Here is a 25,093-nt window from a genome sequence, read left to right on the forward strand (position 1 = left end):
AAATCCCAAATTGTAAAATTTATGTGGAAACTTTATTTTCCTACAAACGATTTATACGCTGTTGCCTTCAGTCCAAATCACCATTATTTTGCAACTGCAAGTGCAGACAAAACAGCAAGACTATGGCAAGTTACTAATAGTAAACAAATAGCTTGTCTGAGACATGAAGGCTATGTATATTCTGTTGCCTTTAGTCCAGATAGTAAATACTTAGCAACAGCAAGTGCAGATAAAACTGCCCGTATATGGGAAGTTTCTAGCGGTCGGGAGATTTCACGTATCACTCATAATAATGATGTTAGAACAGTAGTCTTTAGCTCAGATGGAAAATACTTAGCTACAACCAGTAATGACGGCACAGTAAAAGTATGGCTCTGGCGGTCAGAAGACTTAATTAATGAAGCCTGTAACCGTCTAACACGGAATCTGACACTAGAGGAATGGCAACAGTATTTAGACCGTGAACCATATCATAAAACTTGCTCGAATCTTGATTAAGCGTACTTTACTCCTTTGTTCCTTGTTTTTCCTCTCCTGTCAAATTACTCAAACTGCGACTGGCAATATCTGCACTCAATCCCCAAAGCACCAATCCCCAATAATCCGAAAATGGATCGGCACCGAACGTTGCTCCCTTCTCCACATAAAGAGCGCGAATTCCCACCACTGAAAACCCAATCAATAATGCCAAAGAAAACAACGGTCGCGCAAACCAATAAGTTGCTTCTGTCCGAAACTCACTCCCTGATAGGAAGATGAGCGATCGCTGCAATCCAGATTTTTTAACTCCAGATTGAACAGCATTGCTAACAGCTACAGCCGCGTCCGTTACTCCCTTAACAACTTCTGATATTTTGATATCAGGTGTTTGACCTGGCCCCATCATCGTCGAAGAACTTTTCAATTTAGCTATATCTGCCTGCACCTCTTCCAATAATGTTTTTGCCTGCTCATCCTGCTCTAACTCAATTTTTGTTCGCACGTCACTAATCTTTTTGAGAATACCAGTATCTCCTTTAACTTGGGGATGAGTCTTGAATGGTTCTAACTTCTGCTCTAGAGTGCGTAGCTTTTCTAAACAGTCTAAACGAGCCGAAATTTTTTCTACTTCTGCTGTTGCTGCTTCCAATTTCATTTGCTGTACTAACTGTTTAGCTTTTCCTACCATTGAAGTGAGAATATCTCGATCACGCTCATTAGCCTTATCAATTTGCTGCTCTAGTTCCTTTACCTTACCTAGCGCCTCAGTTTGGGGAATCCCCTTTTCTTGCATATACTTAACCAACCTGCCTAGAACAATGCCGAGAAATAAAACTAAAAGTGGCATCAAGGGAGCAATCCGTATCGTCAAATTGACCGGAAGAATTAAACGCTCATTGGCATCTTCTAAAGTCAGGTAAACTGCTCCCATATAGCGGTCTGGGGGAATCTGCGATCTCTCCCATGTTAAGAGCAAATGAACAATTTGATCAGCTGCTAAACTTTGAGGAATATTAGGTAGTTGAATTTGAGTTTTAGTTAACTGATAGCCAGTCTGTTCTCCTTTCAACACCACTTCAGCACCAGTCACTTTTACAGGTGCATCTACTGAGTTATCAAAAGCTAAATCCCACTGTTGCAAAAATGCACTCGCTGGAAGCAGTAAACGTGCCAACCCACAATCTAGCCACCAACTACATTGGGTTAATTTAAGCTGTATCTGCTCATTCCCCGACAATGGCTTCAGATTAGGTCTAGCTTTAACCAATACGGTGAGCGGAATTGTTTTTCGTTGTTGACCGGGAAGTAGCACTTGAATTTGTCCTTGATAAATCCCCGGTAACTCTGCGTTAGAAACCTTTACCTGAAAATCCTTGGGAATACCTGCTTTTAGTTTGGGTTCTCCGATAAACTGGATTTGCTGGCGTGCGATCGCGCCATCCCCTTCTTGGCGCTTCAAATCGGAAGCCAGAAATGTCAATTGTTCTACCGCCGTCGGAGCGGTTAAGCGTATGCTACCCAGAAGGGAATCTTTCTCATTCAACCAACCCCTAATCTGCAAAGGGTTGTCTTTAGCATCTACTTCAATAGTGCTTTGAGCTAAAGCCGATCCAGGGAAGATTATCAACAGGCATAAAACAGTAAAAATCCAACGTTTCATATTAAGCACGCGATACCGGACAGGCTAAGGCAATTTCATGGGCAGCATATAAAGAGTAAACCAAACCGAGGGGATTGGAGTATCGTTGCAACAATTCCCGGCGCACGGTGAGCATCGCTTGTCCCATAGGTTCTCCCACAAACAGGCGCTTCAATACTTCCGTAGCATAGTGTTCAGCAAACGGTTCGGATACAGGACATTCCGTACCAACCACGCCACTTGCACCTGCATTCAAAAAATCATCAATCAGACTGACATAGCTTTCGGGGCCATAGTCTCCCGTGGCACAGCCGTTTAGAAAAACGAGCGGGTGGTGCTTCCAGGTTGATTCGTAACACTCTAAAAAATTACTGTAAATTCGGTCATCGCTTAGCTCTAAATAGGGTCGCTTCGGCATTTCTTCTACTCCACCGTGGCAGTAAAAATAGACTAAATCTAACTGATTACCATGCGATTCCCAAGTCATTTCTAGCTGCGGTATTTCTTCACAGGTTAGTAGTTCTAATGAGCCAGTAGCTTTTAGTTTTTTTTGATGTTCTTCCCATAAATTAAACTCCCGCCAGACATTGAAGCTCAAGTATAATGGCAGGTCATTTTGAATCTGTCGGACTAATGCTGAAAGACTAGGGTGTTTATTACTAACCCAACAGGGCAGTTGTTCGATGGAGTAGCGATAACCCCAAAAACCATGCGGACAAACAAAATTTGGATTATCTTTATTGGGACAATTTGTACAATCTAGATCGCGGTTGGTAAAGCGATCGCACACACTTGTCCGTTTACTGGGTTTGACTTTTCGCTCGTACAGCAACCCCCACGGAATTGTTACTTTTCCTAAAACTGGGTTGACTTGAATAACGGTGCCAGGTTTGAGAGCAGCTTGCAGGAGTTCCCCCTGTTCGTCTCCTAATAAACCTTGGTTTTGGGGTAAGATTTGTCGGTAAAGTTCGCGTCCGGCATCTGCTAGTTTGGGGAGCCAAGTATTGAGTTGTTCTAAACTTCCTTCGACTAAGCCATAATACCCGTCAACTAAGGTTGAGCAGAGTTGTTGGCGAATTCCTGCGATCGCATTTCCCAGTGCCGCAGGCTGCAAGGTGGTATCGTAGAAGGCTAGTTCTCGATTTCCTTGAGTGCGATCGAGGAAGCGAAAATCAATGCTGCCATCCCGTGTATCAAGCTCTACATTTACCACCAAAACTCGTTCTGGCAGTAGCGCTAACTGCTCATTGGAAAGTAAGTTGGTAGTAGTAAAAGTAATGCGAGCAGTTTGAGGTGGGCGTAGAGATTCTGGAATTTCAGATCCAGCAGTGGGGACAACTAGGACAGCGATCTGCTTAGATTGGAGAAGGTAGCCACGATAGAACAACTCCACTCGAATGTAGCCTCGACCCTCAAATCGATTAGGCTTAACAGTAAATTGGATGCGATCGGAAGCCCCACTGCGGGGTAAGGTTAGCTGTTTCACTTGTGCATTAATGCTGAAATCTTCATTTTTTGAGGTAACGATCGCATCTAGAGTTAGGGTTTCTTGCTCATTCCAAACTTGAGCTAAAGCTTCATCTGGGAACGGCGTTGGCTCTGCATCTATGCCTTTTCTTTCTGGACTGATGTCTATAAATAATATATAAACCTGCCCGTGAATTAGAGGTTCGCTAGATGGAACGGTTGTTTGATTTTTAGGATCGCAAAAGTAGGTGTTAAAAAAACGGTAAGTTTTTACATAGTCTGAGACTTGTTCTAGAAAACTTACCTGCTTGGCGGTTTGGTCTTGGTTTTCAGTTTTCAGGATAACGCTGGTCAGAGCGATCGCCTCGTCAGGCTGAGTAGCAGTGGAGTCCTTGGGCTGACCGTCAAAAGTGGTAACTTCTTTCACCTCTGGAAACAGTTCTCGCTCCAAGTCCCCTAAGCTAGGCAACAATTCGCGAGGAATTTGACCGTCTAAGGTATCTAATTTGGCCTTGTTATACTGATATAAGTGATTTAAGGCAGAATTGGCTTCAATCACTGCCATTAGCTGTTCTTCTATAAAATCCCAATAATCGGGGTCGATCTCTAATTGCTGTCCTACATCTTGCAAAACTGATTGTTCATCGCTGCTGAGAGGGGTTTCTAGCTCTCTGAGAGCCAGTAGAAGAGCCAGCAAAGTCTTGGTGACGGCGGAATTCATCAAGGTAAGGTGTTTCGGTAACGGGATAAAGCGGTAAATTCAGGCAAACTTGGTTTTTATGGTACGAGAAGCACTTGTAGTTGGTATAAATCAGTATCCTTTCTTAAAAGATACACCGACCAGTAAAGCCAAGCACCTGACAACTCCGGCTAGTGATGCGGAGGCGATCGCGCAATTGCTGGAAAAATACGGGGACTTCCAGGTGCGGAGACTGCCTGGAAACAATCAGGATGGCAAGTTGCGAGTCGATTTAAAGAAGCCAGTAAAACTAAAAGAGCTACAAGATGCAATTTCTGAACTCTTCCAGCCCAAGGGTCATCGAATTCCTGAAACAGCGGTTCTTTTTTTTGCTGGACACGGTTTCCGCAGAGCGTGGGAAGGTGGAACAGAAGGCTATTTGGTAACGAGCGATGCAGGTTCGAGCAAAGTGGAATATGGTTTATCCCTGCAATGGTTGCGTCAATTCTTGAATGAAAGTCCGGTGCGACAGCAAGTTATTTGGTTGGACTGCTGTAACAGCGGTGAGTTACTTAATTTTTTAGCGACAGATTTAGGCGAGTATGAGAAGGGGCGTGATCGCTGTTTTATTGTTGCCTCGCGAAACTTTCAGGTTGCTTATGAAGCGGCGGAAGGGAATCACGGCGTTCTCAGCGGCGCTTTGCTACAAGGGTTAGACCCAACTCTGCAAGCAGAAAAATGGGTAACAAATTACAGCTTAGTTGATTTTGTCAAGCAAGCTCTAAAAGATGCTCCCCAACACCCAATCTGCACGAATTCTGGTGGTCAAATTATCCTGACGGGCGAACAGTCAGTCATTTCTAGTACCTGTCCTTACAAAGGGTTAGCTTACTTTGACTTTAACGAGGAAGACCCTAAATATTTCTATGGACGTACAGCGCTGACCAACCAGCTATTAGAGAAGGTACGTCAGAGTAATTTCCTGGCTGTGTTGGGAGCTTCGGGGAGTGGGAAGTCTTCAGTTGTCCGGGCTGGATTATTGTATCAGCTCAAACTGGGTGAGGTAATACTAGGAAGCGATCGCTGGAAAATTTATGAGCCGTTCAGCCCTAGTGAGCATCCTCTAAAAATGATAGAGCAGGTCGTGGGGGTAAGCGCGAATCAGTTAAAGGCGATTATCAAAGCGGCTGCAGCTGAGCGTGTGGTGTTGGTAGTAGATCAGTTTGAGGAAGTTTTTACCCAGTGTCGGGATGATGCGGAACGGCAGCAGTTTTTTAAGTGCTTGATAAGTGTGGTGGAGCAGTTAGGGAATAAACTCTGCCTGGTGTTGGTGATGCGAGATGATTTCCAACACAAGTGTGCTCAACAGGACTATGCGGGACTCGCCACCAAGATTGACCAGAATTTGCTGAGAGCCAAGCAGATGAGTCAGGAGGAGTTAAGGGAAGCAATTACCAAACCAGCTGAACAAGTGGAACTGGAAATTGATCGCGAACTGGTCAACCAGATAATTGCTGATGTGTCAGACTCGCCATGTGATTTACCTCTGTTGCAGTATACACTTACCCAATTGTGGGAAAAATACCGCTTCAAGCGGCTGACGTTATCGGAATATAACCACCCTGACTTTGGTGGAGTTAAGAAGGCACTGGAAAACCACGCCAATCAAGTATATAAATCCCTTTCGATTGAGGAACAGAAAGCAGCTAAGGGAATTTTTTTGGGACTGACTCGTTTGGGTGAGGATGAGCAAACTCCAAATACACGTCAGCAGGTTCGTCAACAGGATTTAGTCAACTCACAACAATCAGAAGTATTAGTGAATCAGCTTGTGCAACGTTTGGCAACCGAAAAGTTAGTTGTCACCAGCGAGCAAGAGCTTGAGGGGAAGCGAGTTGCAGTAGTAAATATCGCCCACGAAGCGCTAATTCGTCATTGGAATTTATTAGGCGAGTGGCTGAAGGAAAATCAAGAAGCACTGCGAACTAAGCAGGATATTGAAGATGCTGCTAAGGAGTGGCGAGACAACAGAAAGCGGGGAGAGGAAGCGTATCTATTGCAAGGGATAAGGCTAGCTGCTGCTGAGGATTATCTTCAGCGTTTTGCTGACAAAGTACCTCTGTCCAATTTAGCTCAAGAATTTGTCCAAAGAAGCAGAAGCCACTGCCGATGGAGAATTGGAATTAGGACAGGTTTTGTTTTGGCAGCGATTGCAGCCTTCAGTGTTGCTCTGTATCAGGGCAAACAGGTTCAAATTAAGAATCAAACTACCTTTGCCCGCCAATTAGTAGACAGAGCCGTATCAATCCAGAACGAGCAAGCAAATTTGCTACCGCGTGGTATTCTTTTGGCTGTTGAATCTCTAAAGCGGTTTCATTCTCTAAAACTTAATTCTTTAGAAGCCAATCAAGTTCTACGTCAAGGATTAGATTTGCTGCCTCGCTCGCTCCCTGGTGTAACTTATGAGGAGAAGCAGGTATATGATTTTGTCTTTAGCCCAGATAGCAAGCACTTAGCCATTGCAAATGATAATTTACTTTTAATGAATATTCATGATGGCAAAGAAGTTGCACTTATACAGCAGACAAAAGGCTTCAAGACCGCTACTTTTAGCCAAAATAGGAAATACATTGCCATAGTTAAGTGGGACAACGCCGTACAGGTGTGGGATTTAACAAGTGGTAGAAAGCTCACTCAGATGACTCCAGATGGTGATGTCAAATCAATGACTTTCAGTCCAAATGCGAGGTACTTAGCTATCAACCCTAACGAAAAGTATTCACCAACAACTGAGAAAAAAAATATACAAGTATTGGATATCCATAGCAATAGAGAAGTAATTGCTATCAAAAAAAAACAAATATCAGCAGCCTCTATTGCTTTTAGTCCAGATGGCAGGTATTTAGCTACAGGTAGTGACCAATCTACTTCTAATAAAAAGACGACTCTTGTACAAGTTTGGGAGATTAATAGCGGAGAAGAAGTAGCCCGTATGCTTGAACAGGATAATTCCGTTAGTGCTTCAATAGAAAAAATAACTTTTAGCCCTAATGGGAAATATTTAGCTACAGCTGAATGGAGAACTCTAGCTACAGATAGGCTCTCTGGCGTGGCAAGGATTTGGGAAGTGAGCAATGGTCAAGAAGTTAGCCGTATGGCTCATGAGCATATCGTTAGTTCCGTTGCCTTCAGCTCAGATGGCAAGTACATTGCCACAGCAAGTAGGGATCACACTGCAAGAGTTTGGGAAGCAATCAGCGGCAAAGAAGTTGCACAAATGAAACATGACGGGCGGGTATGGAACGTTGTCTTCAGTCCAAATGGCAAGTATGTAGCCACTGTTAGTGTTGGTAACACAGCAAGAGTATACGAAACGACTAGCGGGAAAGAAGTTGCCCGTATGATCCATGAAGGTGAAGTAGAAATAGATACCGTTTCCTTTAGTCCAAATAGTAAATACTTAGCTACAAAAAGTGTAAGTTATAATGACCAGCGATCAAATCCGGATGGCACGCCAAAGGTTGAAAGTACTACAGTCAAGGTTTGGGAACTAATTAGCAGTACTGAAGTTGCCCGTATGCAACCTGAAGAACCTGTGTATCAAGTTTTCTCTACACTGGATAGAAAATATTTGGTTACGCAAAGCGAACAATCTATAGGTGGTAGCGTTACTTTACGGGTCTGGGATATAAATAACAATCGAGAAATTACACAGGTCAAAAATATTAGACAAGAACCGATTGCCCTCAGCTCAGATGGACGATATTTGGCAGCCTTAATTGATAACAAAACTGTAGGCATTTGGGAACTAAGCAGTGGTGATCAAGTAAACCATATTTCTCAGCATCATAGTATATTGGCTATTACATTTAGCGTAGATGGAAAGTACCTATTAATAGTAGATAAGCAGAATGTAAAAGTTTTACAATTGTCCAATAGTTATGAAGTTTTTGTTAAAAAAGGTATAAATGTTCTAGGAACCGCTTTAAGTCCAAATGCAGATTTTTTAGCTACAGCAAATCGTCAAAATATCAAGCTTTTAGAAATATCCACAGGTCAAGAATTTGTCCTCATGCCCGACAAAAATTATGTTCAACTTGTCTTTAGTCCCAACGGGAAGTACCTGGCTGCGGTAAGTGATAACGGTACTGGAAGGATTTGGGATATCACTACCCGTAAAGAAGTTAGCTTTTTAAAATATAAAAAGGGTTCATTAAACTCTATCGCTTTCAGCCCGAATAGCAGGTATTTAGCTATTGGTGGTGGACAATTCATGGCTAATGGAGCGAAGAGTAGCACAAATGGTACTATACAGATTTGGGAGTTGCCTAGTGGCAAAGAAGTTTCACGCATGAACAGTGAAACTGGTATTTTAAATATTAGCTTTAGCCCAGATGAAAAATTTATTGCTACTACCGATGGAGAAAAAATTGTACGATTTTGGGATATCAATAGTCGCCAAGAAGCTGCACGCATTAACTCTATTAACTCACAAGCTGTTACCTTCAGCCCTAATGGTAAATATTTAATTACTGCTGGTGGTGTGTATAACCCCGTAACAACAGGAATTTTACAAAAATGGCTTTGGTGGTCAGAAGATTTGATTGATGAAGCTTGTACCCGTTTGAATCGCAATTTGACTCAAGAGGAATGGCATCAATATATGGGTGATGAACCTTACCACAAGACCTGCGCGAATTTACCTTAAAATCCCTTTTTTGCAGTTTCGGTTCTTACAAGCTTATTTCTTTATTTTTATTAGCTTGAGCTAATCATTAGCCTTCAACATTATTTAAATATCGAATAAACTTTCCCCAGCTACAGTTAGCAAAGTCTGACCTGTCATAAAACTGGGAATACCCTTTAAACGGCGAGTAAATCGACAGCCCTTTAACACGAGAGAATCTAAGTCCTAAAGTTACATTTGCCACAACTAACTTAGGCTCAATCTCAAGAGTCATTAAATCAATTACTTCATCTAAAACAGTAGTTAATTGAGTACTCTCGCCAGTATACTCATCCCGTACAATCTTCAAAAAATCATACAAATCCACACAGTCCATATCTTTAAAACGTACTACCTTACGCTTAGCGTAGGATAGTGCATTCTCAACATCAAAATCTTTTTCAACCAACAATTGGCGTAAAACTGAAGCTAATCGACCCACCGCCTCTGCCAGTTTCTCAACCACTGTCAAATTAGTCGCTGATTGGGTAATCTGAGGTAAACTTCCCCGTGAATCTTCCTCATAGTAGCGCCCGTACTCCTGCACGATTAACGTTGCCAGCGCTTCAGGTGTCATCCTCGAATCGCTCGTTAAACTGCCCAAAATCGCTGTATAGGGCCAACCCGACAGGGGTTCTACCTCTTGGGAACCCACCATGTAATTGGCATTTGCCCGCAACTGGTACGCGACTTCCACCATGCTCATCAGACAGGCATCCATGCCAATCAAGCTCACCTTTTGCCCCGTCTGCTCCTGGGCTTCCCGAAACGCCTGCTGAAGTTTAGCATTGTCGAGGAAGTCTAGTGATGAATCATCAAATGCGATCGCACGAGACTCCCCATCCTCTAGTTGCACCACTTCCACGATTGAGGAGAGGAAAAAGGCAGAAGACAAGCGGGTATTGCGACTGAGGGAGCGCACCTCATCGTCACTTGCCTTGAGCTCAACGCCACGATTTCGCGCAAAGGCATAAATATCATTTTCTTTCCAACCCGTGCCGTGATTCCAGAGGATGAGGGCGTAGTGTTGTGCTGGGTAATTCTCGATTCCCCAAACGATGAAATCCCGTAACGAGCGAGGATCGCCCGTGTTCTGTTCGGGGATGTTTTCGATAACTCGTTCTTCGCTCTGAGGACGGATATAGATGCGATAGGTGTGTTCGCGATCGCTGAGGGTATCAAACTGTACCAGGATGGCTACCTCATCGGTGGAGCCAACTGCCTCCATTTCCTGAATATCTTGATAGCCTTGCTCCTCCATCGGAGCCATCAGCCGTTGTTTTCCCTTAAGTTGCTCGAAAACCTTACCGTTGTCCCCCGCCATGTAAACCATCCAAGTCCAGCGGCGATTCGTTTGGGTCATAGTTTGCTCTTCAGCTCGGCAAGCAGTTCCTCTGCTTGGGTGACATTCCGATCTTGGATGCTCAATTCCAGGTTGTCCAGGCTTTCCAGCAGCAGAGTGTCAGATGTCTTTTCTTTGTTGATGACACGCCGCAGTCGGGTGAGTTCCTCCTCTAACTGGAACAGACGACTGGTGATAGTGTCTTCATCTCGATGCACCTCCGCTTCTTTAAGCTTCTGTTCTACTTCTTGCGGAGTTAGGCGGTAAAAGCGATCGAACGTCTTCTCCACAGGTTCGCCCTCGGTGCTGCCATCTTCTGCTAAAACGTGGAGGATGCCATCGTGGTCAACCTTAAACATGCAGTTAACCCGAACCTCCCCAGCAGGACGAGCAGTGGCTAAGTTGAGAACGACTTCGCCGACAAATTCATTATCCGCCGCGATCGGTCGCTCACCTTGATAGATGCGGAAGCGGATGCTCTCTTGTCCGTCACGCTGGGTGGTAAACGCTTGCGGTCCTTTGCGCCATTTGGTCACTGGAATCTGTTCGTTGGCACGAATGATGGCATCCATCTTGCCATTGGCTAACTCAATTCCCAAGGACAAAGGCGTAACATCCCACAGTTTCACTTCTTCCTTGAGATAGCCGCACAGCCTTGCCCCCAGAACCGCCGCCCCCCTAGCAACTGCCTCATCTGGGTTAACGGAGTCATTGATTGTCCAACCGTAGCGATCGCGCAATGCTGCCTTGACTGCTGGGAGTCGGGTTTGCCCGCCAACTAGCAAAACTTGGTCAATGTCTGTTGGCTTCAGACCTGCCTTTTCCAGGGTGGCATCGCAGATAGCTAAGGTGCGATCGATTAAAGGCTGCACCAGCGTTTCTAGCTCTATGCGGGTGAGAGTCGCTTCCAGCCCCAAAGCTCGATTATCCATCGTGAAGAAGTTCGGGGTACGAATGACGTATTCTGTGACTTGGGTGAGTTCAATCTTGGCGGTTTCTGCTGTTGTGCGGAGGAGCGATCGCAAACTATTGTCTTGTGCAAGGGATAAGTCTACACCATGCTGCTGCTGGAATGCTGCCTTCATCCAGCCCACAATTGCCAAATCGAAATCATCGCCCCCTAAGTGAGTATCGCCACTCGTCGCCTTGACGCGAAACAAACCCCGTTCAATCCGCAGAATCGAGATATCGAACGTGCCGCCACCTAAGTCGTACACGGCTACTGTTTGCGGTTGGGCACCCAAGCCAAATGCCAAAGCAGCAGCAGTTGGCTCGTTAATAATCCGGGGAACCCGCAAACCCGCCAGTTCTCCCGCTTCCTTGGTTGCCTGACGCTGGGATTCGCTGAAATAAGCAGGGACAGTGATGACGGCTTGGGAGATTGTCTTACCCAAGGCTGCCTCGGCATCTTCCTTGAGCTTACGCAGAACTTGAGCGGAAATCTGGGGTGGGGTGAGGAGTTGCTCCCCGACTCGGACAGCGACTTTGCTCTGCTGAACTTCTTCAATGCTGTAGGTAACTTGCGACTCATCCGCCCCCCCAGCCGACTGACAGGTATTGAGAAAAACCAACGGCTGACAGAGAAATTGCCCCTGCCGCAGCAAAAACTTGTAAGTCTCCAACTCCAGCACCAAAGCATTCTCTTCAATCTCCTCATCCTTATTCAATAAAGCCAAACAAACTGAACTGCAATTCTTGCTATAAAAACGCTACCGCTATTGTTCCGATACATTAATATGCAATAGCTGAATGGCTAATAACGAGGCCGCTAATTTTTAGGCAGTCTTAACAGCTTTTCAATTAGTTTTGCTTGCTCAATTGTGAAAATACAGCTTGCTATAAATGCTACCACTTTTGAGCCTCTGCTACAATTCATGGAATTAGGAGTGTAGAGTTTGCTGTTAAATTGTTAAATTGATATTAAGTGTACCGGGACAGGAAAAAACCTCAAAATTAACTTTTTGAGACTGATTTTTCGTGAGTTTTTAGCTGTTTTTTGCTGTTTTTTATGAGAATGTGCGAGTAAACTTGTGCAAGCTCAGCTTAATTGTTAGCTGAATTTGGGGGCTTGTTAGCAACAAAAACCGCATGAGAACTCAAACTTATGCAGATAGGAAGCTTGCACAAAAAGCAAAGCTCACTGATAGCAATAGCAATGTTCAGAGATATATTTATACCAAAATATAAAAAACTTCTCAAATAAAGAGGAGCGTTTGTATGGTAGAGCCACAACACGCTCAGTATTGAACAAAAATTCAATTAGACGAACGATCGCCCTCGCAGTTTTAGCAGAATTAGCCGGCTCAACAAATACTTTTCGATGCAGTATTCCAACGGATAACCTGAATATTGACTCTTAGTGGTTGGGTTGAGCCTGTTTGTTCATGCAAGTTCAGCTATAGTTGCTGCTAGAACTACTATCGGGTAAGCTTTGATTCCAATTCCTGCGCTCGCTTCAGTTGGTGCGATCGCCAATGATTACCCGCAAATGCGGGGGAGCGAATAGGGAAAACAATTAGGTCAAATTGACCGATAATCAATGCCAATCGCGAGCGATCGCACCAACTGAAGCGATCGCCAATGACTACAGGTTTTTGCAAACAGCAGCTCTATTATTTATGAGCTTGCTGTTTTGATACTGAACTATAACGAAATCGCGCTAACCCGTGTTTCCCATGCCACTTTCCAGAAAAATCTGCAACGTGCAAACAAGCGATCGCGCTCCCTCAAGAAATAACGAGAATTAAGAAGCGAGCGAGACAGCGCTCTAAACCAAGCGATCAAAGAAAACGGTTTTGAAGCAACTGCCGATTCGCGATCGCGGAGCCAACCGAAGGCATTGCCATAGATCAAACTCAGCCTTAAGGTGAACCCTCCAAAAGGAGCGATCCAAGTTAGCTAATAAAAACTGCCAGTTGTGGTGAAGTCAAATAATAAACCCAACAAATACCATATAGTTAACCAACACTTATAACCCGTGTAAACAGCATGGAATCAAATTTTGATTTTCTCAAATATCCGAGTTCTTTCCTATTGCCTGTTCGCTACTATGATTTGTTTAAGAACTCCCAATTTAGGAATACCATTGAAATCAGACTAAAAGACGCATTTGTCAGTAACTTAATGCTCCCTGTTGAGCAAAAAATAACTCATTGGCTCAAAAGAAAAAGCACAGCCACATTAACTTTAGAAGTGGCTCAATCTCTGCAAATTGAACCAGCTTCAGTCCCACTTGATACCCCTCCCTCTCTCGTGCTAGCTACAGCCTATCCAAGCTTAATTCACATTTATCCTATTCATAGCTATTTAGAAAAAAGTATAGCTTGGGTACATTGGAAACTAGGTCTCGACCTAGCAAAATGGGTTAACCCCGAAACTCAAGCAACTCTCGAACAAGCACTGAATCTTTGGAACGACCCAACTATCAACCTAAGTGTTTTTGCCGACAAAAAATGGATTTTAAAAGATATCCCGGAAGGCACTATCGTAACACCACTCAACCCTGACGGCCTTGAGTTCATGCTAGAAAATGGCACAGTAAGTTTGGGAGAAAATTGGAGCAACTTCAAATCAGGATTCAATAAATTCAGTTGCCAAACTTGGGAATTCAGAGGTAAACTGGCAGCAGGAGGCTATACAAATGCCAAAAATTTGTCACTAGAATCCCTCTTCAATCCGCTCGAAGAATATCCAGAACTGTTTACTACCGATCGAGACGGCAAAGTTTGGATTAAAGCAGAAGTTTTCTCCCTAGTGCTAGCAACTTTTACCCAGATCGCTCCCGACTCCTACTCTGAACAGCTAGAAAGCTTTATTGAACTTTGGCAGAACTCTTTCACATCTGCCCTACAACCACTCGCAGATGCTTGTTGGTTTGTCCAAAAAAAGTTGGCGGTACTTGAGGTACTTTTCCAAAATTTCAGTTATATTTCGCCCCACCAAGAGCAATTGTACCGAACATTGACAACCTTAGAACAAGAGTTGACACCTAATCCGATCTTACTTGCTGATATAAGTGCAATCGCTTCTAAAATGCCCGACACAGTGCAACTCCAAACATCCCTGTATCCAGAGAATAGTAAGGATACCAGCAGCGAAGATATTTTAGCCTCAACTGACTACAAAGCATTGAGGAAAATAGTCGAATTTGCAGGATTTAATTTAGAACTGTTCCAGATTTCTTCAGGAGATTACTATGCCAGCCTCAGTAGTGCTGCCACGCCAATGGAAAAAGAGGCTCAGTCTCTGAACAATTTTGTAGAATCAAAGATAATTAAATCCTTACTCAGTGAGCGTTGTGGGTTAGCAAAAGTTGTTAAAATAACAGCACCCGGCTCAAAGGAATCAATCAGAGCAGTGCCTTTAGAAATAGTCAGCTTGTACTGGTTACGACAGTACGAACTTGGCAATCCGCTTGCCAAAACCCTAGTCACAGAAATTTGCCTTGAATTGCTAACTCAAGTTGCAAACCAAGCCTTTATAGTCAAACTATCAGAACAAGAACAACAGCAAAATTTACGGAAGCAGCTAGAGAACTATAGCTCTATTGTTGAGGTTAACAAACACTCTGAACTAGAATCAACCTTCTGCAAAGCAATTAATTACTTGCTACAGCAACTCAACCGACTTGAAAGAACAACCCCAGAATATTTTAGCTCCAATGGTCAATCCAACGGTCCAAGTAGCATCAAATCAGAAAGCGATCGCACTTTGCCACAAACACACCCAAACGGATCGATCCATTGAAGCGGATCAAAAGCAGCTCCAACTTATAACTGAGGAGGACACAGTTAAACCATGCCACGCCAACTCCACCGAACAGAAACTTACTTACTACGGCTAACGCCTCAAGAAAAAGAAACCTGGACATCTATGGCGATATCCGCCCGATTAACTATTGCAGAACTCATCAGGAAGCGCATGGCAGGATGTCACATCAAGACCATTACACGCATCAACTTTCAAGTTCACTTATTACTAGGAGAAATCACCCAAAACCTCTTACAAATCAGCCAGAACTTAGACCAGATTGACTATCAAAATGCTAGTCAAATCGACAGTATTGTTAAAACAATTGACAAAATTCGCTTGCAATTACTCTCAACTGACACCACAGATTAACTCAAGAACCGAAAACGAACGCACAAACCATGATTGGCAAAATTACGAAAGGTTCTGACTTTGCAGGTTTGACTAATTACATCTTAAGCAAAGAAAAATCCCAACTACTTTGCACAAATCTAGCTGGGTCAACACCGCAGGAATTCTGGCAGCAGTTAGAAGCAACCACTCTGCTAAATCCTAACGTTTCATATCCCGTTTGCCATACAAGCATTAGTTTTGCCATTGAAGATACTCCCAAACTTTCCAGCAACACCCTGTTAACAGTCGTGGACGCGACACGCAAAGGGATAGGTCTTGATTCCTGCCTCTACTTTGCCGCCACTCACGGCGATCGCAAACACTTTCACCTACACCTTGCCGCATCCCGCATTGACGTTGAAGGTAATTGTGTTTCAGACTGGCACAACTTTTACCGCCTAGAGAAAACACTCCGCTCCTTAGAGGAAGAACTCGACCTCAAAAAAATTAAATGTAGTAGGTACGTAGAACACACTGCACCTAGTACGGGACAAGAGCGAAGGAAAAGGAGAGAAAAGGAGGAATTCTCTCAAGGCTTGAGACAAACACCCCCCACTCCGAGTGCTGTAGAGAAAATCCAAGCCACAATTGCGATTAGCATTGAACCTGGAAAAAATCTGAACCAGCTTTTTGCTGACTTGAAGAACGAAAACATTTTCCCCCGCCTTAAAGTTAATTCAGACGGTCAAATTTTAGGAATATCTTACTTAGCAGATGGGGTAGCAATCAAAGGAAGCAAATTAGGAAGGGGCAAAGGAGCTTGTACTCTGGCAGGGCTGGCTTACCGGGGGATAATCCTAGATTTAGAACTCGGCAACAAATCAATCACTACTCAATCGCTTCCATCGCCCCTAGAAATATCAGCGGATACCCAAGAACAGCCCATTATTAGAGAAGCTTTTAAAAAGCGTTGGGAGCAAACTCGCACCAATCGCCAAGCACGACCTAAGCAAGAACAAATGTCTCAGAAACAGCAGAAGCAAGAACAACAGGAACGCCACCAGTTGTGGGGAAATGAAATTGCCCCAATTGTACTCACTCTCCTTGATTCTTATCAAGCAGATAGTCTTGAAAGTAACAACAAACGCTATCAAATCGATCGGCTTCCCGAAAGTTGCGATGTTGTAGTTCAGCGTGTAGATACTCTTGAACCCGTACCGCATCATACACAGGTACTAGGTTTTAATTACTCCAAAAAAGGACTAAAAGTTTGGCACAACCTGCTAACTCAAGAGGATGTAGAACACTTTCAGGCCGTTGACCAGCAGTTGTCGGATAAGCAGCAACAACTACAACAGCAACAAACACCGCAACAGCAAATTTGGGAAACTCAACAAGAAAACCTACAAAACCGCATCATAGCTGAAGAGATCGTTCCCATTGCAGGAGCAGCATTAGAGCACACACTACTTACTACTAAAACACCAGCACCATCAATAGATTGGAACCAGTATCGCATCTCCTGGAATCGCCAAGAGCTAGAACTTGCCATAACCGTTTCTGACGGTAGAGGCGAGATTCTTCGAGCCAGTTTTGAAGACGACGGAACCTATCACTTACCAGCTTGCTCCGTTACACCAGAAGATGTGAAAAACTTTCAAACTTTGCGCCAAGAATTGCAGGAGCAATTGCCATACAAAGTACCCCAACCACAAAAAAGTTTATCCAACCAGCTACAGCGACAACCGCCTAGCCGCAAACAAATTGAACTCGACTGAACTTATCCCCCCAATTGGAGCGCTCCGATTTTACTGTTAAGATTCACTCTATTAGCCGTAGGCAAAATCCCCTTTAATATTTTACGATCGTCGAAAGTTACCAACCATTATTCCACTTTACGCTGCAAAATCTTACCATGAAACCATCAGAAATTTTACCAATCATTACCCCCTACCGCTTCCTCCAAATTGGCGAATCTTTAATCGAAATCCTCAAACTAGAAGACGAATATTGCCTATCTCAGACTCAAGCAGAACGAGCTATTGGTAAACAAGATAACTCTACTTTAAGATACCAACTCGAACGAGCGCAACTGTGGAAATCACCTTGGAATAGCTCCCTCAAAGTTAAAAAGCAAGCCCCCAACGGCAAACTCGATCAAATCCGTACCATTCATCCCATCCCTCTCGAAATGGTCTATTTATATTGGCAGCTTCAAGCCCAAACCCGACCCCAAGCTAAAGCCCTAATTGAAACACTCGGAGAAAATGGTCTTGAACAGTTTAAACAAATTGTTGATAGTGTTTTCAGTAGTTCTGAGCAATCACAACCTCCTATTTCCTACCAAAGTAATCCGCCATTGAAGCCAGAAAATATCGCGCCAACACACTCGCAAACGGAAACCAAAATTAAAACACAGCAACCAGTGGCTTTCACAAATATAGACTATACGGAGGAAATTCCTTGTGGTAAATTACTCAAGTTCAACAACTTTGAGATAGAAATCTTCAAGTTCCATAACATCTACTGCCTTTCTCAAAAAGAAGTTTTCAAGACCATCGACAAATCACCTGCGGGAGCCGACATAGAATATTGCCTCCGACGATTTAAACTTTGGCACTCAACCTTACCAGAATTCATTATTATCAAAAAACTCTGTTGTCCGCCTCCTAAATATCTTTTAATCAATTTCCGCCTAGAAGCTGAACGAAACAATCGCATAAAACCTGTTCCTTTAGACATGGCTTACCTTTACTGGAAGGTTCAAGCTATTAACGGTCAGCTTCCAGCTATCGAACTAATGGAAGCTTTAGGAGAAAATGGTTTAGAACGACTCATGGAATTAGCTAACGATACTTTTAAGGCAACTCTTGAAACCGAAATAAAGAACGCATTAAATCCCCAATCTAGCTATTCAGAAATAGTCACATTATCAGCCATTGACAAACCTGAATCTCTTCCAGTTCAACAAACAAGCCAAACTCAGAACTTTCATGAATGGCAGCAATTCAACTTTGAAGGAAAACAAGTGCGGATGGTAGGAACGCCCGATACCCCTTCATGGATAGCTCAAGATGTTTGCGATGTCTTAGGGATTGCTGAAGCCAGATCCTCAATGCGGGATTTTGATGAAGATGAGAGAGGCGTGCATACTATGCACATCACCGAAATCACTGGAAAACAACGGTTACAGCCAATGCTAACTGTTACCGAACCTGGAATGTACAGACTGCTCTTAAAATCTCGCAAGCCAATAGCAAAGCGGTTTAAAAGGTGGGTTTTCCACGAAGTGCTACCAGCTATTCGCAAAACAGGCTACTATAGTACCGATCGCTCTCACGACAATTCTGAATTATCTGAACTAGAACAATCTTTAGAGACAGCAAAGCATGAAATCAAACAATATCAAGCAGAAAGCTACAAATTGAGACGATCAATCGAGCGAACCAAATTTTCTTTTAACCATTGAGTTCAAGAAACAACCCACGTTTTCTCTCTCTTAAATAGCCTATGAGATATTGAGGGTAATTGTAAAAACCGCTGTCCATGTCGGTGAGGGAGCCGCTGAAAGCGGCTTAGTAGAGCTCACTCAATCCATCAGGAAATGAACCTAGCTCTCACCCTAAAACACCTTCCCGGTCTTAGTCCCACTGAAGTTAAAAAACTGAGCCAAATTGGAATTCGCACCATTACCGAATTACTCTACTATTTTCCCACAAAGCATCTCACCTATAAACGCACTCGCATTACTGAAGCAGTGGCGGGAAGTTATGTAACAATTGCAGGTAAAATTGTCAGTCACAGCATCTTCAACTGCCGAAACAACCCCAAACTCACCTTACAAAAGTGGATGATCCGCGATAAAACGGGTCGAATCACCTGCACTCAATTCTACCACCATAGCTATTACCAATCCCTTGCATGGCGTTCCGAGCAAATCGAACTTTATACCTCTGGTGCAATTGTAGTAGTGACTGGCCTCATTAAAGAAGACAGCTATGGCAAAAACATCAACAATCCTACTGTTCAAGTATTAAGTCTGAGTGATGCCAAAGCCAGCGCAACTTCCATTGTACCTATCTACAAACAATGCAAAGGCATCGCGTCAGAAACAATCGGAAAATGTACCCGCATAGCAATTAACTGCGTTGGTGAAATTACCGATCCGCTACCCAAAAAACTTCGGGATCGCTTACAACTTACCCATTTGAAGGAAGCGATCGCGTACATCCACTTCCCCCCTGACAATGAGGCGTTAGAAAGTGCGATGCGGCGCTTAGCCTTTGACGAATTTTTCTACTTGCAACTAGGACTGTTGCAGCGCCGATATGCCTTGCAGCAACAGCCGGGATGCCCCTTGGCTGCAACGCTCGAATTGCTAGGCAATTTCTACAAAACCTTACCTTTTGCCCTCACCAAAGCGCAGGAACGAGCCATTCTTGAGATTTTAACAGACATGAAACGCCCTGTACCCATGAATCGCCTGCTGCAAGGGGATGTGGGTGCTGGCAAAACTGTAGTAGCCGCAGTTGCTATGCTGGCTGCAGTTGAATCCGGCTATCAAGCAGCACTCATGGCACCAACAGAAGTTTTAGCCCAGCAGCACTACCGCAAAATTAGCCAGTGGTTAGAACCATTGGGGGTAGAAGTCGCCCTACTCACTGGTTCCACTCGGACTCAACAACGCCAATACCAACTGAGGCAATTAGAATTAGGGCAAATTTCCTTACTAATTGGTACTCATGCACTGATTCAAGACACTGTGAACTTTAAGAAACTGGGAATGGTTGCAATCGATGAACAGCACCGATTTGGAGTTCAACAGCGGCTCAAATTGCAGCAAAAAGGCGTTAGTCCTCACATCCTGACAATGACAGCTACACCCATTCCCAGAACTTTAGCACTGACACTACACGGCGATTTAGACATCAGCTTGCTCAATGAACTACCACCGGGAAGACACCCAATTCAAACCCAGCTATTTACAAGTAGAACTCGCCGTCAAGCATATCAAATCATTCGGCAACAACTCCAACTCGGCCATCAAGCTTACATCATTCTCCCTCTTGTCGAAGAATCTCAAAAGCTTGACCTCAAAGCAGTTATTGAAGAACACCGACAATTGAGTAACAATGTCTTTCCTGATGTTAATATCGGGCTACTGCACGGCCGCATGAGTTCAGCAGAGAAAGAAACAGCGATCGCCAATTTTAACACCAATCACACTCAAATTCTAGTATCCACCACCGTCGTTGAAGTAGGAGTTGATGTCCCCAACGCCACCGTCATCTTAATTGAACACGCGGAACGATTTGGTCTGTCACAATTGCATCAACTCAGAGGTCGAGTAGGACGAGATACTGCACAATCTTACTGCTTACTGGTGAGTGATTCCAAGTCTAGCAATTCCAGAGAGCGACTCACGGTGATGGAGACTTCGCAAGACGGCTTTTTCCTAGCTGAAATGGATTTGAGATTGCGAGGCCCTGGTCAAATTCTGGGTACTCAACAAACCGGTCTTCCTAAATTTGCTACTTTGGATTTAGTCAACGACCAAGCCATACTAGAACAAGCTAGGAAAGCAGCACAATTAGTTACCCAAAAAGACCCTACTTTGAAACGGTGGCCTGAACTCTCGAAAGAATTGTTCCGGCGACAATAGGTTATTGACACTCTCAGCGCTGAAGCGACTGAGATTCTTAAGAAATTGCGTTCTTAATATCCCTATTGCTAGGGTTCCCAAACTCACCACGTTTGCTCGACGAGCGTGGTGATATCTTTTGGGCGTTTAGGTTCGTTACACCAAGTTTCGCGGAGTCCCCACGTACTATTTTCAAAGCTCTATCTCTGATGGTTTTGGCAGCGCCGATATCAACGTGTTCGTGATAGCCACATTCAACACAAATGAACTTTTCTCCATCTCTGTTGGATTTATCAATGTACCCACAACTTCTGCCTTCTTGGCTGGAGTGCTTGGGATTAACTTTAATTACGATTTTTCCTTGCTTCGCAGCCAGATACTCAATCTTCAATCCCAAATCACCCCAACTAGCATCAGAGATAGCACGATTCAATCCCTTCTTTCTTGATTGCCCATTCTTGAGGAATATCCCGGTTTTTCCATCACTTTTTGCCTGGCACCGACGCATCATGCCAGAGATGTTTAAGTCCTCTATAGCAATTACATCAACATTGCGAGACACGATCTTATTGGCAGTTTTCCACTGATATGCTTGACGCTTATCACTAACTTTCTGATAAAAACGTCCAACTCTGATGGCAGCTTTCTTTCGCTTCTTACTACCTTTAACTTTACAGCTCACCCGTCTTTGTCTAATCTTCAAAGTGCGTTTAGCTTTTTTGTTGGTTAAAAACTTAGGATTTTCAATTTGGTAGCCATCGGAAAGATGAACCAACTTAGTAATTCCTAAATCACAACCTATTACCTTGGGATTACTACCAAGACTTTTGGGGCTGTAATCAGGAACAGATGTATTTTCAATTCTGACAGAAACATACCAACTATTTTGACGTTTTCTAACCGTGCAAGCCTTGATGGTAAACCCATCTGGGATTGAGCGAGAGTTATAAAACCGCATCCATCCCAGTTTTGGTAGATAAATTTTATTACCCTTAATTTTTACCCCCATCGCATAAGTAAAGGGTAAGGATTCAGGTCTTTGATTGGGGAATAAGAGAAGGCATAAATAAGTCACAAGAATGGGCAGATATAGCATCACGGAAAAAAGTCATTGCGCTTTTACCTTGAAACCGACAAGTCTGAATCACAGATAACAAATCAGCAGTTTGTTCAAACCGAGACATTGACCGGGAACCGCCAGATACCTTACGTTTAGTCACAGCTAGTCGCAAAGAACGTTCTGCCAAATTATTATCAGGAGGAATGGAAGGATGGTCTAAAAAATACCACCATTGATCTGCTTTCTCACGCAACGAGCGCAATAACAGTCCAGCAGCATGACCAACACGACCTTGCCAAGTATTTAACAATTCTGCCAGAGAGACCTTAAAGTTCCTCGCCCAAGTATAATAATCGAGTTCTTCAGGGTATTCACGCCCGGAGTCGATGTTGTCGAAATGCCTCATCAATTAATTCTAAGAACGCAGAGGCGACGACAGTATTGTTACCGTGACTAAGAAGAAGAACTTTCTTAAAATGTCGCCGTAGATGGGCTAAACATTTCTGCTGTGCTCCAACCAGCACACCGTTGTATACGCTAAAATCATCAGAACTCAACACTCCAGCAAACTCCGAACCCAGCATTGTTTCTAATTCGGCTCGACTACGAGTATCTGCCGCATGGAATAGACAAAAATTTTTACCTGTCGCTGTCCATAACCATTCTTTGACTCCCTTGACACACCACGGAGTTTCATCCACATGGACATTAGCTTGTAACGGTGCCCATTTCCATAAGTCTTCAACGGCGGGCTTTATAGAATCGGCTACCCGCGCATTTGTCGCTTGTAATGTCCCTATGCCAATTTCAATTCCACCTAATTCTCGAAGAAATTCTTGTTGCTTGGAATAGGATATGTGCCCATAATTACCTAGCCATACCAATAATGCTTGTAGAGCGATACTCAAATCTTGTCCTGGCACTATATCCGCTGAGGCGAGTCCAATCACTATGGCTCCACATTCATTACACTGACATTTGGCTCGTTGATATTCCACTACTTCAATTGGTCTATCTACTAAGCACGCTACCTGCTGCTTACTATAACCAATAAGGTCACTTAATTCTCTGCTACCACAATGCTCACAAGACTCAGGAGTGCTGATTTCATATCTATCTATTCGCCCAAACCCTTTTCGGGTTTTGCCGATATGTCCAGGCTGTCCTCCTGGTTTACGCTTTGGTTGGGACTCTGACTCTTTTGAGTTATCAACTTTGGCTGTCTCTGATTTCTGTATGAGATCGCTCGATGGTGGTTTCGATGATGTTTTACTATTGCTGGGCTGTCTCTCTTTGAGCTTTTCGACCTCTTCTTGTAGTTTTTCAATCAGCTTCTGTTGAGTCAGCACAATTTTGATCAGTTCCTCACGGCTCAACTGGTCAACTCTTTCCATTTTCAGTGCTAGTAACTCTGATTTTTTGCTCATTTGACTACACTACCATATTTCTTCGCTCTGAATGAACTATTTTTCACCTGAATCCTTACAGTAAAGGATGTGAAATTACTGCGATTTTTAAACTTGGGGAATCCTCGACCATCAAAGAAATTTTTGTAGGCTGTGTCCAATCTTTTAACATTTTGTTGCAGAACTGTTGCATCTATTTGGGCATACCAAGGTCTAGCTATTTTTAATTCAGGCAACGCTGTAATCTGAATGTCCGCCGCACTTCGACGAGGATTTCTAGCTTTACCTTCTTTATCAAACTTGGAATCTTTCCAAGGATTTCCAGTTGCACCACTTTTGCTTACAAAGCAAGTTAATGGCGAGGCTTCCGCCTTGGTTTTAATGCAGCAGTAATCGCCTTGGATAAATTGTTGATTGTACTGGGTAATCCTGTCGTTCAAATTCCAGTTATACTGACTTCGCAGCATATCTATCCAAGCCGACATTTTTGATGATTCTGTTTGATTAGGGCGTAGCTTATAAACATAGTTTGTTAACAATTTTACTCACCTCCTTAGTTTATATTTTAATACCTTTTGTACTTTTCAAATATTAAGAATTAAGAAAGATTCACGGCGGTTTTAACCGCCCGTGCCGCTTTCATCTCAGGTCTAAGTGCGATTCGTTTAACCTAAAATAAGCCGAAAGGCTTATGGGACGGCTAGCCTAACTGCTAAAACAGTTAGTGACAACTGGTTACATTTGTAGGTGAATCGCCGTGCGGTAAGTCCTACCCTCCAAGTGCAGGAGTGAAAGCATAACCCCTAGTTTAATGAGTAGCAACCAATAGGCTAAAGCGGGGTTAAAAGGCAGAACTACTAGGAGCCAAACCCGGTAACTGTTGAGCAAGAGTCCATGCGTAACGAAAGTGAAGATGTGTTTGAACCATCGTGATGAGAAATGGTGTAATGGCTTAATCAAGGATAAAACCGATGAAAAATACGGTAAAGACTGATTAACACCAAGCCAAAAGGCAAGGATAGGGCATAAGCGATTTTAGAACCGACTTATAAGCACCGCCCAATAAACCCGGTGGATAGCATCACAGCTAAAGACTCAAAACAAATGTGTAATCGGAACGAAGTAACTCTCTTAAATCTCTGAATAGGTCGATATTCAGTAAAGTAGCTAACGAATGGTTTAAGAGAGAAGGATTGTATCAAAAGCGAATGCCTCACTGTAATGGTGTGGATATGCTGACAGATACACGGTAATTCTAACGGAATAGAACAAGTAGCAATGAATATATCTAAAACGCTGAACAATCAGACGGTGGAGTGGAAAGACATCAACTGGCGAAAGCTAGAACGGGTGACTTTTAAATTGCAAAAGCGAATATTCCAAGCGAGTGAACGTGGTGATGTTAAAGCAGTTCGCAAACTTCAGAAGACCCTGATTAGGTCTTGGTCTGCAAAATGTATTGCGGTACGTAGGGTGACACAAGATAATACTGGCGTGCGACGTGAAGTCGTACATTAGGCGCATCTGCGCTGAATAACTGGAGAGCCGCCTCTCCCGGAGAACTCTCTCTC

At 43.6% G+C, this 25,093-nt stretch carries 14 protein-coding genes and 2 pseudogenes; 8 read left to right on the plus strand and 8 right to left on the minus strand.

All coding sequences use genetic code 11. The features are described 5' to 3' along the window. Positions 1-21: 21 nt before the first annotated feature. A complete protein-coding gene (locus tag QUA56_RS16425) occupies positions 22-498 on the plus strand; it encodes a WD40 domain-containing protein (protein WP_333359384.1) in 477 nt (158 codons plus the stop codon). Between the two features lie 7 nt (positions 499-505). On the opposite strand, the gene QUA56_RS16430 is transcribed toward QUA56_RS16425, so the two are convergent. Both QUA56_RS16430 and QUA56_RS16435 read right to left on the minus strand, forming a co-directional pair. Further along, on the minus strand, positions 506-2,140 hold the full coding sequence (locus QUA56_RS16430) for a hypothetical protein (protein WP_333359386.1): 1,635 nt from the start codon (positions 2,138-2,140) through the stop codon (positions 506-508). Position 2,141: 1 nt separating this feature from the next. Further along, on the minus strand, positions 2,142-4,307 hold the full coding sequence (locus QUA56_RS16435; RefSeq protein WP_333359389.1) for a CHAT domain-containing protein: 2,166 nt from the start codon (positions 4,305-4,307) through the stop codon (positions 2,142-2,144). Between the two features lie 58 nt (positions 4,308-4,365). Here QUA56_RS16435 and QUA56_RS16440 point away from each other — a divergent pair, with 58 nt between their 5' ends. Continuing rightward, complete coding sequence (locus tag QUA56_RS16440; RefSeq protein WP_333359390.1) at positions 4,366-8,973, plus strand: nSTAND1 domain-containing NTPase; 4,608 nt, start codon at positions 4,366-4,368, stop codon at positions 8,971-8,973. Positions 8,974-9,040: 67 nt separating this feature from the next. Here the strand turns inward: QUA56_RS16440 and QUA56_RS16445 are convergent, their stop codons facing one another. From QUA56_RS16445 to QUA56_RS16455, 3 genes are all read right to left on the minus strand, one after another. After that, complete coding sequence (locus QUA56_RS16445; protein ID WP_333359392.1) at positions 9,041-10,354, minus strand: clostripain-related cysteine peptidase; 1,314 nt, start codon at positions 10,352-10,354, stop codon at positions 9,041-9,043. Further along, the gene (locus tag QUA56_RS16450; protein WP_333359394.1) at positions 10,351-12,009 is read right to left on the minus strand and encodes an Hsp70 family protein; all 1,659 of its coding nucleotides are present in this window, start codon (positions 12,007-12,009) and stop codon (positions 10,351-10,353) included. Before QUA56_RS16450 ends, QUA56_RS16445 begins: the two co-directional genes overlap by 4 nt. A gap of 741 nt (positions 12,010-12,750) precedes the next feature. Then, positions 12,751-12,933 carry a hypothetical protein gene (locus QUA56_RS16455; protein ID WP_333359396.1) on the minus strand — a complete coding sequence of 61 codons (183 nt, stop codon included), beginning with the start codon at positions 12,931-12,933 and terminating at the stop codon, positions 12,751-12,753. 388 nt (positions 12,934-13,321) lie between these two features. On the opposite strand from QUA56_RS16455, the gene QUA56_RS16460 reads away from it, so the two are divergent. The 5 genes from QUA56_RS16460 to recG all read left to right on the plus strand — a co-directional run bounded on the left by QUA56_RS16460 (position 13,322) and on the right by recG (position 21,077). Further along, positions 13,322-15,079, plus strand: coding sequence for a hypothetical protein (locus tag QUA56_RS16460; protein WP_333359398.1), 1,758 nt, complete (start codon positions 13,322-13,324; stop codon positions 15,077-15,079). Between the two features lie 51 nt (positions 15,080-15,130). Beyond that, positions 15,131-15,454, plus strand: a complete 324-nt coding sequence (locus QUA56_RS16465) for a plasmid mobilization protein (RefSeq protein ID WP_333314128.1) — start codon at positions 15,131-15,133, stop codon at positions 15,452-15,454. A 29-nt stretch (positions 15,455-15,483) separates the two neighbouring features. Then, positions 15,484-17,193: a relaxase/mobilization nuclease domain-containing protein gene (locus QUA56_RS16470; protein WP_333359400.1), complete on the plus strand. Its 1,710-nt coding sequence runs from the start codon at positions 15,484-15,486 to the stop codon at positions 17,191-17,193. Positions 17,194-17,330: 137 nt separating this feature from the next. Then, positions 17,331-18,884 (plus strand): BRO family protein, encoded by a 1,554-nt coding sequence (locus tag QUA56_RS16475; protein WP_333359402.1) that lies wholly within the window; start codon positions 17,331-17,333, stop codon positions 18,882-18,884. A gap of 123 nt (positions 18,885-19,007) precedes the next feature. Then, positions 19,008-21,077: an ATP-dependent DNA helicase RecG gene (recG, locus tag QUA56_RS16480; RefSeq protein ID WP_333359412.1), complete on the plus strand. Its 2,070-nt coding sequence runs from the start codon at positions 19,008-19,010 to the stop codon at positions 21,075-21,077. 37 nt (positions 21,078-21,114) lie between these two features. Here the strand turns inward: recG and QUA56_RS16485 are convergent, their stop codons facing one another. From QUA56_RS16485 to QUA56_RS16495, 3 genes and pseudogenes are all read right to left on the minus strand, one after another. Then, the gene (locus QUA56_RS16485; RefSeq protein WP_333359404.1) at positions 21,115-22,065 is read right to left on the minus strand and encodes a transposase; all 951 of its coding nucleotides are present in this window, start codon (positions 22,063-22,065) and stop codon (positions 21,115-21,117) included. Between the two features lie 22 nt (positions 22,066-22,087). Beyond that, positions 22,088-23,543: pseudogene (tnpC, locus tag QUA56_RS16490) on the minus strand (IS66 family transposase). Further along, positions 23,540-24,061, minus strand: a complete 522-nt coding sequence (locus tag QUA56_RS16495; RefSeq protein WP_333359406.1) for a helix-turn-helix domain-containing protein — start codon at positions 24,059-24,061, stop codon at positions 23,540-23,542. The pseudogene tnpC and the gene QUA56_RS16495 overlap by 4 nt, the downstream one beginning before the upstream one ends. A gap of 739 nt (positions 24,062-24,800) precedes the next feature. Here QUA56_RS16495 and QUA56_RS16500 point away from each other — a divergent pair. Further along, positions 24,801-25,016, plus strand: a pseudogene (locus QUA56_RS16500) (reverse transcriptase N-terminal domain-containing protein); the annotation flags it as partial. Positions 25,017-25,093 lie beyond the last annotated feature (77 nt).

Source organism: Microcoleus sp. N3A4, from assembly GCF_036701805.1.
Classification (GTDB): Bacteria; Cyanobacteriota; Cyanobacteriia; order Cyanobacteriales; family Microcoleaceae; genus Microcoleus.

Coding starts and splice junctions, on each gene's coding strand:
- QUA56_RS16425 (WP_333359384.1), top strand. CDS start 22: ATGTGGAAACTTTATTTTCCTACAAACGATTTATACGCTGTTGCCTTC.
- QUA56_RS16430 (WP_333359386.1), bottom strand. CDS start 2,140: ATGAAACGTTGGATTTTTACTGTTTTATGCCTGTTGATAATCTTCCCT.
- QUA56_RS16435 (WP_333359389.1), bottom strand. CDS start 4,307: ATGAATTCCGCCGTCACCAAGACTTTGCTGGCTCTTCTACTGGCTCTC.
- QUA56_RS16440 (WP_333359390.1), top strand. CDS start 4,366: ATGGTACGAGAAGCACTTGTAGTTGGTATAAATCAGTATCCTTTCTTA.
- QUA56_RS16445 (WP_333359392.1), bottom strand. CDS start 10,354: ATGACCCAAACGAATCGCCGCTGGACTTGGATGGTTTACATGGCGGGG.
- QUA56_RS16460 (WP_333359398.1), top strand. CDS start 13,322: ATGGAATCAAATTTTGATTTTCTCAAATATCCGAGTTCTTTCCTATTG.
- QUA56_RS16465 (WP_333314128.1), top strand. CDS start 15,131: ATGCCACGCCAACTCCACCGAACAGAAACTTACTTACTACGGCTAACG.
- QUA56_RS16470 (WP_333359400.1), top strand. CDS start 15,484: ATGATTGGCAAAATTACGAAAGGTTCTGACTTTGCAGGTTTGACTAAT.
- QUA56_RS16475 (WP_333359402.1), top strand. CDS start 17,331: ATGAAACCATCAGAAATTTTACCAATCATTACCCCCTACCGCTTCCTC.
- QUA56_RS16485 (WP_333359404.1), bottom strand. CDS start 22,065: ATGGGGGTAAAAATTAAGGGTAATAAAATTTATCTACCAAAACTGGGA.